We start from the raw sequence: 16,817 nt of genomic DNA, 5'->3' as shown, positions 1-16,817 counted from the left end.
TCAGAACATTGTTCAAATACCCAGCGCCCATTCCAATTATGGGCCTTTCCAAAACTGGAGATCCACATGGCACGGCCCCGGCAATATCATCCCGAAACACTGCGGGCCGCGGTGGTCTCCGCCGCCAGAGGCTTGCTGGAAGAAGGTGGCCCCCCTGCTCTGACGGCGCGCGCATTGGCGCAGGCCTCAGGTGCTACGAGCGGCACGATTTACGCCAGCTTCGGGGATCTCCACAGCGTGCTGATCGAGGTAAACCGCGACACCTTTCGGGAGCTGGGCGAAATGATCAATGCCTTGCCGGATGCGCCGCCGGAACCTTGGCTTTACGCACTGGCGGAGGCCTATGTGGACTTTATGTTAGAGCGCAAGGGTGTCTGGCGCGGCCTCTTTGAGGGAGACCGGGTCACGGATGTTTTTCCGCAGTGGTACATGGCCGCAATCAATGCCCTGCTGGCAAAAATTGCGCATCCCATAGCAGCGCTGGCCCCCTCCGAGAATGCAGCCGAACGCGCTGAGGAGTTGTTCATTTCCGTTCACGGCGTGGTCGCATTGGCCGCGATTGGGCGTCTGGATATGGTGTCCCCTAGGTCGCCAAAGGCGTTGGCACACGCGGCGGTGAGCACAATGCTGAGCGCGCTCAAGGATGCAAGCGATGCATAACCCTGCTCACAAACTGACGGGTGGATTCATCCTTGGTTCCGCCCGATGTGGCTCAACTTTGGTTTCCGATATTCTGCGGCTGCACCCTGCGATCCTGTCGCTGTCGGAATTGTTCTCGACTGTTGGGCCAAATGCCTTTCGGCCAGATCAACTGAGCGGAGAGACATTCTGGCACAATCTGTCCAAACCCTCGCGCGCCTTATCACAGATCGGCAACCCCGACAGCGCGCCCAATGAGTTCCTCTATGGGCGCGTTAAAGCCCCAGCGCATGACCCGTGGTTCTGCCCTCCCATATTAGCGATCACCTTGCCACACCTCTCGCACTCTCCGGACGCGCTGTTTGCTCAACTCGCCTCCGAGATCCCACAGTGGAACCGCAGGGACATAGGTGATCAGTATCGGGCGCTATTTCAAAGCCTTGCGAATAATCAGGGCGGCAAGCAGATCTGGGTCGAACGCTCCGGAGGCTCATTGGTGGCTGCCAAGACGCTCCTCGATATGTTTCCCGAAGCGCGCCCGGTCTTGCTGTTGCGAAATGGGCCTGACACGGTGCTCTCGATGCGCGACTACCCGGCCACCCGCGTGGCAATCTGGATGTGGCGGCACCTACGCCCATTTGGGATCGATCTTCTCGATCCCCAAACCCACTACGGTCGCGGCGCACTATGGCCCGTGATCGAACGTTTAGGCAGCGTATTCGGCCTGCGCAGCATATTGGCAAAGCGCCCGAGCCTGACTGACAGCGCGGCCTTCTGGTCGGCGATGATGGAAACCGGCCTTCAAACCCTAATGGGGCGGGATCTGATGGTGCTTTCCTACGAAGAGCTTTGCGCAGCGCCACGGCAGGAAATCACCCACCTTGGCCAATATCTCTTGGGCGATGCACCTGAAGCATGGGTTGAAGCTGCAAGCCAATTGCCAGAGCAACGCCCATCCAAGATAGCCACCCTGACAAGCACGGAACGTGAGGCTCTTTATGCGGGATGCGCCCGCGGTGAATTGGCCATTCGAGAGTTTCAATCGCACAGGGCATCGTCGCGCACCGACGGTTAAACCGACATCTCAGGTTTGTTTTCCATCTTGATACAACCACTTGGCTCGCTCCATCACCACATCCCCTCGCGGCGCAACGCCGTCAAAACACATTCAGAAAGTAACTGTATTTTGACCTGCTGACGTCACAATGGAGGTCGGAACGGTTTGTTGTGTGTTGCGAGTGAGTGCTCATGTCAGAAATTGACGCTGTCTGGATGCTAATTTCAGCACTTCTTGTGCTTGTCCTGCAATCCGGGTTCCTCTGCCTAGAGTCCGGCACCGTCCGGACGAAGAACGCCGCCAATGTTGCGCTCAAAAATATGGCGGATGTCTGCGTCGTCTGCACATGCTTCTGGCTGGTAGGTTTTGGCCTGATGTTCGGCACCAGCTTTGGGGGCCTCTTTGGGACTGGTGGCTTTTTGCCCCGGCTCGACAACGCCACAGGTCATTCAGCCGCGATCTTCTTGTTTCAAATGGCCTTTGCTGCCACCGCCACCACCATCGTCTCCGGCGCGGTCGCCGAACGGGAGCGTTTTTTAGGCTATATGATTGTGTCGATCGCACTCAGCGCCTTCATATATCCGATTGCCGGTCATTGGATCTGGAATGAGGCGGGTTGGCTCCGACAACTCGGATTCATCGATTTTGCTGGTGCAACGGTTGTGCATAGCGTGGGCGGATGGACGGCCTTGGTCGCCGTGATCTTCTTGGGTCCAAGGCTTGGGCGCTACGGTCGAAAGAACCGCTTTTTTGAGGAAAACTCCATCTCGCTGGTCACACTGGGCGGGCTGCTGCTTTGGGTTGGCTGGGGGGCTTTCAATGGCGGATCGGCGCTGGCCTTTAACACGAATGTCGGCCCTGTCATCGCCCGTACAATGCTGTCCGCTGCAGGCGCGGGTTTGGCCAGCATCGCCATCGGCCTTGGCATCTTTCGCTGTGTCAGGGCGGACCTCTTGGTCAATGGTTTCCTCGGTGGACTTGTAGCAAGCACCGCTGGCATCCATTTGATATCCGGGCCGACAGCCTTCTTGATTGGCGCCGCTGGCGCCGTAGCAGTCATTGTGGCGCGTGATATATTGGACGCGCTGGAAATCGATGACGTTGTTGGCGCAATCCCTGTTCATCTGGCGGCGGGTCTTTTGGGCACGCTGGCAGTGGCCTTCGCGGCTCCACTGGATGCACTGCCTGCAGGCAGCCGGATTGCCCAGCTTGGCGTGCAGGCTTTTGGCGCAGCTGCCGTCGGGATCTGGGTCATATCCTGCATGACGCCCTTGATCCTGCTCTTAAAAGCCCGCGGCCTTCTGCGCGCACGCCCCCGAGATGAAGTGCGCGGCCTCAACCTAGCAGAAAACAACCAGCGAAACATGTTGTTGGAATTGCTGGAAGAAATGAAACGTCACCAGCGAACCGGATCGTTCAGCAGCCGCGTGCGCATCGAACGCTCGTCAGAATTGGGCGTGCTGGCCTATCGTTACAACCGTGTTCTCGACCGCGTTGAAGACGAGATTGACCAGCGCATGGCCTCAATCCGCAAGGAGCGTATGAGCCGGGAGATGGCGGAAGAAGCCTTTGAGGCGATGCGCGCGGCTCAGGAGGAGAGCGCCTGGTCGGCCCGACATGACAAACTCACCGGTCTGGGCAATCGCAAGCACCTTGAGGAAATTGCCGCAGCGCCTGCGACAGCTCAGCAGGCCGGAACGCTGGTTATCGCGCTTGATCTGGACCGTTTCAAATATATCAACGACACCTATGGCCACGAAGTGGGCGATCTGGTCCTAGAACAGGCTGCACGGCGAATTTCGGACAGGATCCAGCCCGGATGTGATTTCGCTTTCCGCATCGGAGGGGATGAGTTTGCCTTGCTGGTGGAATTTTCCGGAAGCGAGGCAGAGGCGTTTGAGTATTGCTCCGACCTACTGTTCGAACTGCTTCAGCCTGTGCGCTACAAGAACGTCGAGCTTGAGGTTGGTGTCTCCATTGGGTTTGCACTCTGCGAGCGCGATGAAACGCTTCTTTCCGCGCTGCGGCGCGCCGATCTGGCTCTTTATGCGTCAAAGGCCGACGGGCGATCCTGTGTCAACGCGTACTCCACCGACATTGGCGCGGCGCATGATGAAAAAATGGATCTGATCCGGGACTTTAAGCAGGCGTTCCGAAACGATGAAATCAAAGTGACCTTCCAGCCGCAAATCGATGGAAAAACCGGGGCGATTGCTGGCTGTGAAGCTTTGGCCCGCTGGCACCACCCCAAGCGCGGCATCGTCGGCCCAGATGTTTTTGTATCCGTTGCCAAAGAAGTGAACATGTTGGCGGAGCTGGATCGGAGAATTTTGGACCTTGCGCTTGCTGCTTATTGGGAATTCGCCCAACATAACATTAACTTACCCAGCATATCGGTGAATGTCTCTGCAGAACGGCTGGGGCATCCGGGCTTGATTGAAGAGTTAAAGCAACGCACGGACCTCCCCGCCAGCGGCTTAGCTTTTGAACTCCTAGAGACAGTGTTTCTGGATCATGTCGACGAGGATTACGCCAAGCAAATCGACGCCCTGAAAGCGATGGGCATTGGGATCGAAATTGATGACTTTGGCACAGGGCATGCCAGTATCGCAGGCGTGTTGGCGCTGCGCCCCGACAGGCTCAAGATTGATCGTATGTTCACGGCCGGTATCGACAGCAAGCCTGCGCGCAGAGATCTGATGCGTGGATTGATCGAAATGGCCACAAGCGCAGGTGCTGCAACGGTTGTGGAGGGCGTGGAAACTGAGGCCGAAGCCAAGATACTCTCTGATCTTGGGGCCGACGTCTTGCAAGGGTATGCATTCGCGCGCCCAATGGATCGCGATAGTTTCCTTGCTTGGGCTCAGGACTGGAATTCTGGTCAGTCGTTCATGCAGGTCGGCTAAGGACGCCCCAATTCCTAAGCACAGGACACGCGTCGTTGCGGCCCGTCTATAGCCTTACAAAGGATATCTCTGTCCGCGCCGGGCCGAGAAGCCCATATAATCGGAGCAATACCACCCCAAGACCGTGCCGGAATTACGTGAGATTTCAAATGAAACGCCTTTCGTCAGCCCCTCGTTTGTGAAACAAATCCAGAACGTGGAGGAGTGCAGCGCATTGGCCCGGTTAAAAATCGACAATCACACCGCCCGCGCCCTGTGGCTCGGATCGCATGGCCTCGCGCACGCGCCGACGGGACCCTTGGACACGCCGCAGTTGATAAAACAGCTGGGATTTGTGCAACTCGATACCATTCAAGTTGTGTCCCGTGCCCATCACCATATCCTGTGGAGCCGCAATCAGAACTATCGCGAACACATGTTGGACCCTTTGCTTCGCAGCACACGGCAGGTGTTTGAACATTTCACCCATGATGCTTCTGTTTTGCCCATGGAATTCCTCCCCATGTGGCAGCGTCAATTCTCGCGCAAAAAAGCTCAAGTCGGCCGCTCAAACTGGTTTGGCAAGTATCTCGAACCAGAACTGATCGACGAGGTTCTGCGTCGGATTGGAGAACACGGCCCTCTGTCGACAAAAGACTTTGAGACCAAAATTTCAGGCGAAAAGACGATGTGGAAACGTCCGCCTCACAAGATGGTGCTCGATTATCTTTGGTACTCTGGCGAATTGGCGACATCGCATCGAGACGGGTTTACCAAATACTATGACCTGGCCGAACGCGTGTACCCGCAGGATATGCCCGAACTCAGCGACACGGAGCAAATCACCCAGCTCTGCCGCACCGCAGTTAACAGGATCGGTTTTGGGACTCTAGGTGAAATCCATAAATTCTGGGAGGCCTGCGAGAGAGCAGAAGTCCAATCTTGGTGGACTAGTGATGCCAAAAACCTGATCGAAACTGAAATACAAGGCGCAGATGGCAGTTGGACCAAAGCAGTGGCTTGTGCAGATATCGAGGAGCGGATCAGAACACTGCAAACCCCAACGTCCCGACTGCGCATACTCAACCCGTTCGATCCGGCCATTCGTGACCGCAAGCGCCTCACGAGACTATTTGGTTTTGACTATACCGTCGAAATGTTTGTCCCGGCCATGAAACGAAAATGGGGGTATTACATTTACCCTTTGCTAGAGGGGAACCGGATGGTCGGCCGAATAGAGGTCAAAGGCGATCGCGCAAAAGGCACACTTACGCTGACCAAGTTTTGGACCGAAGACACACGCCTGCACACGAAACAACGCACAGACAAGCTCGAGGCGGAATTGAAGCGGCTCGCCAAACTCGCGGGCTTGAGTGAGGTCATCTGGGCGCTGGAATAAAAAGCCATATCTGGCTGAGCGAGCATCCACTCAAAAGCCAACCGACTGACATCTCATTGCTTGGCATATTGTGGAGGCGAGTACCGGAATCGAACCGGTGTACACCGATTTGCAATCCCGCAATATTCTGCTTTATATCAGTGCCTTGGCGCATAATTGGTATCAAGACAAATGCCGAACTACAAGAGAACCTGATACCTTCACAAATTGCGCTCAGACCTCCCCGAAAGTCGATCTATGAGTTGGCGGGTGGCGAACGCGTGCGCAAGACGGAAGTTCGGGAGCGCTTCACGCAAGCAGGTCATTATGTTCCTTGCCGATAAGGCAAGCGATGACGGGTCGGGCATTTGGTGCTCGAAGGGGACGATCCAGCGGCACACAGAGCTCGGGGAGAGCACAGTCAAGCGGACGATGCGGGAGTTCCTGAAAGAGGGCATTCTAATTGAGACCGGCGCACGCGGCTGCAAGAATGGTTATACTGTCGTCTACCGGATCGACCTGGGGAAGGTCGGGGCACTGGAACTGACCGCTGACCCCGAAATCGAGACAGGGGCCACAGTGGCCCCCGTCCAGACTGGTCCCGGAACGGGGGCCATAGTGACCGGGGTACCGGGGCCACAGCGGCCCCCAAACCACCCTAAAACCATCCAGAAACCTCCTACGCGCAAGTGCGTGGCGGTGGCGGATGAAGAAGCTGAAAAGGTGTTGATGGCCTATCCTCCGGACCGAGTGCGGGGGAAGGCGGACTGTCTCGGACGGATCAGGGAGGCCTTGGACGATGGGACGGAGGTCGAGGACCTGTTACAAGCCGTGAAGGCCTACGCTACCGAGAGCGCGGGCTTCACCCGGTCGAAGGTCTATTTCTCTGACAACTGGTTCAGGGCCGGACGATGGCGGGCCTATATCGAGGACATCGCCAAGAGCCGTGAAGCGGTGAAGGCGAAACAGGCCGAGTTGCTGGCAGGCCTGGCAGACTGGGTGACGGAGCGCCATACGCTCTGTCGCCACATCACCCCGGGCTAGGTCGACGCGTTGCTGGCCGCTAAGCTGGTGACACAGGCGCAAATTCAAGCGGCAGGCCTCAGATCATGAGCGCCCTCGATTCCACCGAAGCGCGAACAGCAAGGCGACCCATGTCATACGCTGGCGCTGCTGACACGGGACCTTGCGAGGGGCGGCAAGCCTCCCCTTCGAACCCCCACCGGCGCGGGCAAAGCCCGCGCCACAGAGCGGCTGACGGAGACCTTCGTCTTCCGTTGCACGGCGGCCGAGAAGGCCGAGTTGCGCGCCAAGGCCGAGGCCGCAGGCTTACCTGCCTCGACGCTCCTGCGCGAGGCGCTTGGCCTCTCCGAGGCCCGCCGCCGCAAGCCCGTCCCCCGCGTCGATCCGGCGCTGGTGCTGGCCATCGGACGCATCGGCGGCAACCTCAACCAGATCGCCCGCTGGCTGAACCACGCCATGAAGGTCGGACGCACAGACCTCGACACCATGAAGGTCGCCCGCTGCCTTGCCCCTGCTGATTTTCGAGATCGCGGTGGGCAGTGTGCAGCGACCCAGTGATTGGGTGGACTTCCAGTGGGGTGATTATGATGGCGAAACTCTGAAGTTGCGCCAGAACAAAACCGGCAAGTCTTTGCTTTTGCCTTGTACTGAGGCGTTGAGAGCAGCACTTGACAGGGCGAAGGCCGAGCTGAGGTTTGTGCCCCATCCATCGCGACACATCCTGACGCGTGCTAATGGTTCCGCGATGGATTATCACGCGATGGCTCGGGTAATGGTACAAGAGCGCAAGCGGCTGGGGTTAATGGCCTTTGATCAACACGCGTTACGCTATCGGGGGGTGATGGAACTGGCTTGGGCTGGCTGTACCGACGACGAAATTGCCAGCTTCAGCGGCCACACATCCAAAGCGATGATCATCAAATATGCAGGCGAAGCGCGGCAAATCATGCGGGCGCGTCAGGCCGCAGCAAAGCGCAAGTGACATGCGAACAGAACAAGCACAGAACGAGAAACTGATACCCGGGGTGATACCCTATGAGTAGAAAAAGCCATAACCTATTGATTTTATTGGAGGCGAGTACCGGAATCGAACCGGTGTACACGGATTTGCAATCCGAGAAATATGAGTTTCATAGGTGAACATAGTATAGCGAGATTCTTGCTTTTGCCTTGAAAATAAGGTGTATTGTGACTACTGCTGAACATAGCAACACCTCCTTACACTCTCGATCTATGAGACTAAAAAGAGACTGAAATGAAGCTGCGACTGACCGACATGGCGATCAAGAAGCTATCCCTTCCCGAGAAGGGACAAGTGACCCACTGGGATGAAGTCATGCCAGGATTTGGCTTGCGGTGCTCAACAAAGAGCAAGTCTTTCGTGGTCATGTACGGGGAAAAACGCCGCCTCAAGACGTTGGGCCGTTACCCAAGCCTGTCACTGTCTGATGCTCGTGCGCAGGCCAAGCGCTTCTTCGTTGAGGTGGAAATTGAAGAGGACACGCCATCCCGGCAAACCATGCCGTTTGAAGACGCCAAGACACGCTTCCTCAGCGATTGCGAGAAACGTAACAAGCCGCGCACCGTCGCTGACTATACGCGCCTTCTGAACCGGCATTTTAATTTCAAAGAGGATGTTCAGGATGTCACGCGCAAGCAAGTGATGGAGATAGTGTCCAGCTTGTCGGGCACACCATCAGAGCAGTCTCATGCCTATGTGGCAATCCGCACTATGATGAACTGGTGTGTGCGGCATGGCCTCATTGAGCACTCAGTCGTGCCGCCGATGAAGCAGACGATGAAGGCACGAGATCGCGTGTTGAGTGAAGATGAGCTTAAACAAGTGTATCTGCGTGCCTTAGAGACCCCCTTTCCATTTGGGCCGATTGTACAGCTCTTGATCCTAACCGGTCAGAGACGCACTGAGATCGGGCTTCTGCGCCGATCCTGGATCAATAGGGACGAAGTGACGTTCCCTGAAGGCTTTGCCAAGAACAAGCGAGAACACCGCATCCCCTTGTCGCCTTTGGCTCAAGAGGTGATCTCTAGTCTGCCGGATACTGGAGACTTACTATTCCCTGCGGCTACCGATCCAGAAAAGCCTTTCTCAACATGGGCTTGGCACAAGGCCAGATTTGATGAAGGGTTAGAAAATGTTGCTCCTTACACCCTTCACGATTTACGCCGTACCTTTGCAACCGTTCATGCCCAGATCGGTACACCGATCCACGTCACCGAAAAGCTCCTGAACCATGTAACGGGGACCATCAGCGGGGTTGCAGCAGTTTATAATCGACATTCATATTCAAACGAAATGAGGCAAGCTTCTAACAGTTTCGATGATAGCTTGATGAGTACAGCTGGGCAGTAGCTTGATAGCTTCTGGCCGAACTGTGCAGCTTCCTACGGTAAGGCCGCAAAGAAAGAGATAGGAATGAAAGCCTGAATTCTACTCGTACTAGTGGTGGTCACTGGCTAAACGGTGGGCGGAACACTGGTAGCTGAGTTCAATGGAGGCGAGCCGCGGTGAAAACTTATTGCAAGTCTTACCTGAATTCGAAATAATGACACACATACGGGTAGTTGCATTGCTTGCTTAGTGGAGGAAGGTGTGAGAAATAAACCTTAACATTCAAATGTTTAGTGGCCAGAAATGGCGATCTCTGAGCGAGATTTGGTAGGTTGCATAAATGTCAGAAACAGTTCCTAACGCATTCCTACTTCTTCTAGGGCAGATTGGTATTTTTGTAGCCAGTCTTTTTTTTGTTATTCCACTCTCTCTAGTCTCTGGAGTAATTGTCGGCACTTCAATTTCGCCAACAACATGGGCTTTCCTATTCGTTGTAGCTGTTGCCTCAGTGATGATGGTTGCAAATATCATGTTAGGATGGAACGCGGTCAGATTTGCCCGACAAGAACTTGACAAAATGGGTAACACATATTCATCGAAATTGTTTGCCGCAGATCTTCTTGTGATTTTTATTTTTTTCTCAATGAATAATGTGATTATTTTTGCCGTTGGTGCTGGCCTCTCTGCGTTCGATCCTTCAACGCTTCTATCTAAAGTTAAGAGCGGAATCCCGAAAGGCACGACATCGATGACGTTGGGAGCTTTAATTCTGCTTTCGGCGCTATATTTGTTTATTTGCAAGTTTTGGAATAGTGAATTTTACCAAACAGTGGGCATTGAAAATTCCGAAGCGTACGAAAAGAAACTATCGCATGTTATAGTAATACAATTTTTGATTGGATTAGTCACGCTGATGGCACCTGAGCACCCGGCTTGGAATTCAGTTGTGTGCTCAATCTGGCTTATATCTTGGATCGTTGTCAATTTTGGATGGATTTCTGCTGGTTTTGTCGAATAAGTTTAACCCTCTAGATCCGATGTTCCCGAATAATGCGCGGGAGCTTTTTCGGCATATGCGAGACTGCCAACCTGTCTTCAAGGAGGAGCGGCAAGGCAAAAGAATTATTCATATGTTTAGGTACGCAGACTGCGCTCAGGCACTTCAGGACTATGGTCAATGGTCGAGTAATATCTCACTTTTTGAGCAGCTATTACTTGGTGACGCAGCGATTATGATTCAGGATGATCCTCCTGTGCATACAGCGTATCGAAGAGCGATTACTCCTTGGTTTAATCACAGGACAGCAAGCGTTTCCAAAATAGTGAAGAGAGGGTTTGGGTTCTTAGATATCGAGCTGAATAAGACATATTTTGATGGCGTGGCGCTGGCAGAGAGAATTTCAACTGAAGTAATTGTATTAATTTTTGGATTTCGCCCTGTCGAGTTAGAGTTTCTGAAGTCTTGGTATGCTAGGTTTGGAGCTGGTGTGGGAATTGAATTTCTTGAGTTTGAAGGGGAAAGGGTTGACGCTCAAGAGAAATTTGTCCGTGAGATGCATCTGGAACTTGATGTGTTTCTCGACCGGGTAATTTCCGATCCGCCAAAACAGATCGAAGAAATGATTGCAAGTGTCGAGAAGGTGCTTGAGGACAGAAGATCGTCTAGAGCCTTGCTGAAATCGTTGATCTTTGCGAGTGGACATACACTTTCGGGACAGATAGTCAATTCTCTAGAAGTTTTAGCAAGCCAGAGCATCAAACGGCAGAAGATTTTACAAACCGACCTGGGAACTTGGTCAAGACAGATCTCCGAAGAGTGTATTCGTATAAGACCTGTCTTTCGAGGCAGTCATCGAGTCGCATCTAGAGACTGTGAAATAGGAGGTATTCAAGTAGAGAAAGGAAGCTACTTGATTATATGGAATGCATCTGCAAATTTGGATGATCGAGTATATGAAAATCCAGAAAGCATTCAGTTTCAAGTTCGTGGTTGTCGACATTTGTCATTTGGTCGCGGGGTGCATAGGTGCATCGGGTCGGTATTGGCATCACAAGTAATAACGGCCACCGTCTCCCAAGTACTTGGAACAAAAAGACTTCTTACACTAAGATCGTCGACGCCAGCTAAAGATCCATGGATTGATTCATTTGAGAGCCTTGAACTTAATGTCCAGTGAGCCACGAACTTCTAGCGTAATTGTAAAGCCTCAGCAAAGCCTCAAAAGTGTGCTGAAGCCAGTTCTTGATGGAGTTTTTTCTAGATTTTTCGGAGTTATTGTAAAGGTAACAAGAGGAAAAGACAGCGAGGCCGCGAAGACGATAAAGAGATACTATTCCAAGCAAAGGTACAACGAATCCGCTGTGGACATAGTTGACTCTTCGACGAACTGGTATGGCAGCTTCGTGATGAGTTTTGTCTCGGACACGCTTGGAGGCTTAGAACTTGATCGACTAGTTGAAATGGGGTGTGGTCAGGGGAAGATAACTACACTTCTCGATTCTACGTTAGGAAATGTAAAGAGATATATTGGGATCGATCTATACATTTCGAAGCTTCAGTGGCAGCTCTCAGCGCAAGATACACGTATTGAGTTTTTAGAGGGTTGTGTAGAGCAAAAAATTGATGAGGTAGGTCGTTCAGGAGCTGGTACATCTTCCTTTTTGTCGGTTAATTTTCTCTGTTACCTGGATTCGTTGGATAAGTTCCTAACAGTAAATGGTGGTTCGATTGCAAGTTCCGGCGAAGATCTGTTGATTATTGAACCGTTTCCGAGCATTTTTTGGGAAACTTGGTTTGATGGTATTTTCATTCAATTGAGATCTCCCTCAGAGATGCGTCGTTTCTTTGAAGATCGAGGTTGGAAATTGTGTGAGGTAAGGAAATTATATTTGTTTCAGATTTTCGGATTGAATTTCTGGCCAGTTTCTTACGGCCTGCATTTCAAGATGATAGTGGAGGCAAATCATGATTTATGTTCGTAAAGCAGACGCAGGGGAAATCCATACCTTAGCGTTGCTGTGCGTTGAATTCTCAAATGAAGTCGCACCGGGGCGTGTCACCAAGCTCAGCATCCAGGATTTTGAAGTGGCGATTAATACGCTAACCAAGCGAAATGGGAATGTATATGTAGCTGTCTCTAGGTCATCGTCAAGGATTCTCGGATTCATGGCAATTGCCGAGCGAGAGGCTTTGATTTCAGGAGGAGGATATCTTGAGTTGTCGGATCTTTATGTGGTTCCTGATGAACGCAACCGGGGAATAGGGAGATTGATGATTGAGTATGCTAAAAGCATATGTCGAATTCGAAACATTGATCGACTGACGCTTTCGACGGGAGTACCAGACCATTCCAGTGCACCAAATACACTCTATGTTAGACAGGGGTTTGAATTCATAGGGCCAACTTTTCGAGCGTTGGTTGGGGATGTTTGATGTCGTTTGTTGCGGTACTTGGATTGGCGGGAGTCGGTAAAACAAGTGTCGTGCGGCGACTCTCCCTAGACCTTGATGCAAAAGCATTTTGTGAACCTGATCGAAAGGATTGGCCAGCCTTTATAGAAGACGGTTTTGTTGATTTTTCATTCGATGTTTTGGAGTGGTTTCGCTGCTATCAAGTAGATTTGATAAGACGGGCTTCGAAGTATGGGAAATGTGGGCTGTCAATTTGTGATGCGTACTATCACAAAATAATGATTGGTTACGTAAGCCATCAATCATCTAATTGGATAATCCCCAAGAATGATCCATATTTTTCAGTTCTTATGAGAATTCTTGAGCTGGATTCAAAGTATCTCCCAAATGCAAGCATGATCATCTTCCTTTCGGCTGAGTATGAAGATTGGGCAAAAATGGTAAACTCTAGGTCTCAGCAAGGTGACGATATTCTTTTGTCGCAGGCTTTTGCTTCACAGGATTCGATGCGTCAAGCAGCCGAAGCGCATGCTCGTCTCGAGAGAATCCCCTTGCTACATGTCCAACAAACTTACGGACGACTGGATGAAACTGTGCTAAAATGCGCGGAGTTTATTAGGGAAAACATGAAGTGAATACTGAACCAAAACTTACCGATCAACATGTAGCTGCACATTTTGAGATGCAACTTTCGGGGTATTATTCAGGTAAGGTGCTTGGGCCTAATGGTTCTAGCTATTTTTACTCCGAAGATATTCCATCCCTGTCTTGGAACCACTCGGTATTAGCGGATCCCAGTAATTCTTCACATTTAAACTTCATTAAGGATCAAGCTGCCTGCAGACACCGGCAGCCAGCTTTTTTTGTACGTGAAAGTGAGTTGAAGCACGTGATGCTCGCTTTAGGAGATAAATGCTCGGTGGCAAGAGAGCAATGGATGATTTGCTCTCGTGATACGTTGCTAGAAACACCTATATTGGGCGAACTGGAAGTGAGATTTTCAAAGGAAGCGGTTCCACCAGATGATTACTGTTATGTATTGGAAAATCTATTTGAGGACAATAAACTAAATGATCGCTTCAGAAATTTTTATGTTCCTACTCTGAAGCGATCAACACTGAAAGCAGGGACATCTGTTAGCCACGCTGTTGGCTATGTTGAGGGGGAGCCGGTTACGTGCGGCTCAGTCTATCGGGCAGGTAGCTTTGCAGGCTTATACAGCGTTGGATCAATCGCTTCCAGGCAAAATCGCGGATACGGTAGACAAGTTTCCCTTGCGCTAAGTCAATCCGCTTTGAATGAGGGGGCGGGCGATATTTTTTTACAATGCGTAATTGGAAATCATGTTGAACGCCTTTACTCTTCAATTGGATATGTCAGTGTTGAAAAGCCTGGTTTGATTTCAATCTAGTGTGGTAGATTCGCTCTTGTAGACGCGGCTGTTTTTTGACTTTCGAGACCAGTATCATTTTTTATTGGTCTAGCCCCCTTTTTTCACGCCCATGCTGGTCGCTGAACGGTGGGCTTTTAGGTAGATCGCATCAATCATCACGGTCTTCTGTCCGCCTTGGTCAGCCGCCAGACCGGCCATCATCCGGGCGAAGATGCCTTTGTCGCTCCATCATTGTACAAGGTCTTGATTGTACAAGGTCTTGTGCGGGCCGTACTCCTCAGGTGAGTACCGCCATCGCGAGCCATTCCGATTGATAAAGATAATCCCGCTCAAAACCCGTCGATCATCGACACTGGGCTTGCCATGGGACTTTGGGAAAAATCGCTCAAGACGCGCCATCTGGGCTTCGCTCAACCAGAAAAGGTCCGAAATGTTCACCGCTCGTTTTCGAACCGTGAAACACGCGATCAGCCCGAAATCAATAGGTCCTGACCCTAGGCCACAATCCACCTTGAACTACTCCAAACAAAAGCGTAATCTTTTATAATAAAACAATATGAGAATATAACGATGAAATTTCCCATACATCTTAATTTGTCAGTGCCTTCAGCAAATGGAAATATAGATAGAACCGTTAATTTAAACAGCCCTCTAACAGTACTTGTTGGGCCAAATGGATCCGGAAAAACACACCTTATGAGATCTTTGAAATTGGAGCTCAAATCTCATACGTCAGGAAAATACGTTCGCTTTTTATCCGCTGGGCGTATGGGTCTCATGGAACAGTATCGCTCAGATTTTGATGGGCAACGGGGCGCTTCACCTAATTATGAGAACGCATCTTATGGAGGGAAACGAGATTCACAACTGCGCATGAACTTTGAAACATTGAATGGAGACTTTCACACTTTAGCTGCAAGGCCAGACATTCTTATTAAGGTAAGCGAACGCCTCAGAAAGCTTTTCAAAAGAGACATTTCAATATTTTGGGACTCCGGACAACTGAAAGTTGAGTTTCAGCACGAAGAATATGACCATAGCTATTCATCTGCTCGTGAAGCCTCTGGGCTAATACACTTAGTCGGCCTTCTGGCAGCACTTTATGATGACGCCGTTGGCGCACTTTTAATTGACGAACCTGAAGTTTCTTTACACCCACAACTTCAAGCTTTTTTACTAAGAGAAATAAAACATGTGTCAGGCATACCCGAAAACGGAAACTTCAAAAAGCTCATCATCATCAGCACGCACTCCACTGAGTTCATTGACCTAAACACCACTCTAGATATTCCTAACTTTATCTTTTGCCAAGAGCTAGGAGAAGAACCAAGGCAAATCTCGCCTAAAGAACCGACATTAAAAAATCAAAAGCTGCAAGAACTAGTGATCAGAATGGGGCAAGAACATAAACTTGCACTTTTCTCAAAATCACCACTACTAGTTGAAGGACCATCTGACACTATAATTTGCGGAGGTTTAGCAAATAAACTAGACCTCCACATTGAAGCGGGAGGATCTCAAATATTGCCTGTTATTGGCAAAGGGGAGTTTCCAACCGTGGTTAAACTCTTGCGACTAATGGGAAAAACCCCAATTGTGTTAGCTGATGCAGATGCATTTGTTGACACTCCCGACCTTTCAAACACTTTTCTCGCAGCCCCCGAAGCGGATAGTTACGTTAATAGTAATTTGGGCTCACCTTCTGCTGTCAAATTCTGCAACGCCATCAGGAGTGATTTTCTAAGTTTAGTTGATACATCTTGGGACCAAATTTCAATTCTTGCTGAAACGACTCTTTACTGGAAAACCAGGAAAGACAAAGACTCAGGGAGATTAGCGAAACAACGTTCAGCCTTCTCCGCCCTATTCCTAAACGACAAACTACCCGAGGGCTGGAGCTCCATAAAGGAACGCCTCACAATCGCATTAGATTTACTCGAGAGATTTGGATGCTTTATACTAAGACGAGGATCAATTGAAGAGTACTACCTTAAGGATCATGACGCTTTAGCTATCGGAAAGCCCTTAGCCGCAGTCAATGAAGTAAATTGCTTTGATAATTTACCGAATGTCAGTGACAACTACTCAGATGTAGTGCGTTGTATCCATGCAGCCTCACAAGCACCGGCGATCAATGAAGCTGAATTAGTTCGAGATTATCTATTATCTATTGCTTCCGTAGCTCTAGAACACTTTAAGACAGAAAAAGACGCGAGAAAAATTCAATCGCAAGTAAAAAGAATATTAGGGGATAAAGCGGACCTTTTCAAAATGTCCGTAAAAGATAATCATCTCATCATAGATTTAGAAAGCAGCGTACTCGAGATAGATGCATTTCCCATCTATATGGAAGAAGGTGAAAACATCAACGACTTCATTCCTAAGGCGCTTGGTTTGCCAAGTTAATTTGGCTTCCATTTCCCGATCATTCACTGTCGTTCTGCAAATAAACAAACTAAAAATATGCTGAGTCGAATAAAAAGATAACAGCAAAATCATAGCATGGCTTGCTCTTACCCTCTTGAACGAATTTATCCGTGCCAGCTCAAACCCTGCACGTGCATTCTTCGTTCAGCTTGCAATTGCGATCATCATCGATTCAATTACTTAAACACTTATATTGTCTCTGGGCGTGCCACCTTACTGGCGCACCAAAGTAACCTGCATTTTTTACTACCAA

Annotated in this window: 15 protein-coding genes and 1 pseudogene; 15 read left to right on the top strand and 1 reads right to left on the bottom strand. The window is 50.6% G+C overall.

Features of this window, described 5'->3' with window-relative positions; translation table 11 throughout:
• The first annotated feature begins 66 nt into the window (after positions 1-66).
• The 14 genes from K529_RS05580 to K529_RS23440 all read left to right on the top strand — a co-directional run bounded on the left by K529_RS05580 (position 67) and on the right by K529_RS23440 (position 14,155).
• A complete protein-coding gene (locus K529_RS05580; protein WP_005632830.1) occupies positions 67-660 on the top strand; it encodes a TetR/AcrR family transcriptional regulator in 594 nt (197 codons plus the stop codon).
• Positions 653-1,714 (top strand): sulfotransferase, encoded by a 1,062-nt coding sequence (locus K529_RS05575; protein WP_005632833.1) that lies wholly within the window; start codon positions 653-655, stop codon positions 1,712-1,714. Before K529_RS05580 ends, K529_RS05575 begins: the two co-directional genes overlap by 8 nt.
• A 173-nt stretch (positions 1,715-1,887) precedes the next feature.
• A complete protein-coding gene (locus tag K529_RS05570; RefSeq protein WP_005632836.1) occupies positions 1,888-4,602 on the top strand; it encodes an EAL domain-containing protein in 2,715 nt (904 codons plus the stop codon).
• 124 nt (positions 4,603-4,726) lie between these two features.
• Positions 4,727-5,980, top strand: coding sequence for a winged helix-turn-helix domain-containing protein (locus tag K529_RS05565; RefSeq protein ID WP_227512276.1), 1,254 nt, complete (start codon positions 4,727-4,729; stop codon positions 5,978-5,980).
• Positions 5,981-6,286: 306 nt separating this feature from the next.
• Positions 6,287-7,003, top strand: a complete 717-nt coding sequence (locus K529_RS05560; RefSeq protein WP_227512277.1) for a hypothetical protein — start codon at positions 6,287-6,289, stop codon at positions 7,001-7,003.
• A 258-nt stretch (positions 7,004-7,261) separates the two neighbouring features.
• Positions 7,262-7,540 (top strand): plasmid mobilization protein, encoded by a 279-nt coding sequence (locus K529_RS23450; RefSeq protein ID WP_046002192.1) that lies wholly within the window; start codon positions 7,262-7,264, stop codon positions 7,538-7,540.
• A complete protein-coding gene (locus K529_RS05550; RefSeq protein ID WP_080929570.1) occupies positions 7,488-7,964 on the top strand; it encodes a tyrosine-type recombinase/integrase in 477 nt (158 codons plus the stop codon). Before K529_RS23450 ends, K529_RS05550 begins: the two co-directional genes overlap by 53 nt.
• A 273-nt stretch (positions 7,965-8,237) precedes the next feature.
• Positions 8,238-9,353 carry a tyrosine-type recombinase/integrase gene (locus K529_RS05545; RefSeq protein WP_005624184.1) on the top strand — a complete coding sequence of 372 codons (1,116 nt, stop codon included), beginning with the start codon at positions 8,238-8,240 and terminating at the stop codon, positions 9,351-9,353.
• A 319-nt stretch (positions 9,354-9,672) separates the two neighbouring features.
• Complete coding sequence (locus K529_RS05540) at positions 9,673-10,350, top strand: hypothetical protein (RefSeq protein WP_131664968.1); 678 nt, start codon at positions 9,673-9,675, stop codon at positions 10,348-10,350.
• Positions 10,319-11,509 carry a cytochrome P450 gene (locus K529_RS05535; RefSeq protein ID WP_131664970.1) on the top strand — a complete coding sequence of 397 codons (1,191 nt, stop codon included), beginning with the start codon at positions 10,319-10,321 and terminating at the stop codon, positions 11,507-11,509. The genes K529_RS05540 and K529_RS05535 overlap by 32 nt, the downstream gene beginning before the upstream one ends.
• A 229-nt stretch (positions 11,510-11,738) precedes the next feature.
• Positions 11,739-12,314, top strand: coding sequence for a hypothetical protein (locus K529_RS05530; RefSeq protein ID WP_131664972.1), 576 nt, complete (start codon positions 11,739-11,741; stop codon positions 12,312-12,314).
• The gene (locus tag K529_RS23015; protein WP_080929572.1) at positions 12,298-12,765 is read left to right on the top strand and encodes a GNAT family N-acetyltransferase; all 468 of its coding nucleotides are present in this window, start codon (positions 12,298-12,300) and stop codon (positions 12,763-12,765) included. The genes K529_RS05530 and K529_RS23015 overlap by 17 nt, the downstream gene beginning before the upstream one ends.
• On the top strand, positions 12,765-13,379 hold the full coding sequence (locus tag K529_RS23445; protein ID WP_081284860.1) for a hypothetical protein: 615 nt from the start codon (positions 12,765-12,767) through the stop codon (positions 13,377-13,379). The genes K529_RS23015 and K529_RS23445 overlap by 1 nt, the downstream gene beginning before the upstream one ends.
• A complete protein-coding gene (locus K529_RS23440) occupies positions 13,376-14,155 on the top strand; it encodes a GNAT family N-acetyltransferase (protein ID WP_131664974.1) in 780 nt (259 codons plus the stop codon). Before K529_RS23445 ends, K529_RS23440 begins: the two co-directional genes overlap by 4 nt.
• 72 nt (positions 14,156-14,227) lie before the next feature.
• Here K529_RS23440 and K529_RS05520 read toward each other — a convergent pair.
• Positions 14,228-14,569: pseudogene (locus K529_RS05520) on the bottom strand (transposase); the annotation flags it as partial.
• 138 nt (positions 14,570-14,707) lie between these two features.
• Between K529_RS05520 and K529_RS05515 the strand changes: the two are divergent.
• Complete coding sequence (locus tag K529_RS05515) at positions 14,708-16,543, top strand: ATP-dependent nuclease (protein WP_040642562.1); 1,836 nt, start codon at positions 14,708-14,710, stop codon at positions 16,541-16,543.
• Positions 16,544-16,817 lie beyond the last annotated feature (274 nt).

It is taken from the genome of Tritonibacter mobilis F1926 (assembly GCF_000376545.2).
Taxonomy (GTDB): domain Bacteria; phylum Pseudomonadota; class Alphaproteobacteria; order Rhodobacterales; family Rhodobacteraceae; genus Epibacterium; species Epibacterium mobile.
This window is presented reverse-complemented; position numbering and strand designations above follow the sequence as displayed.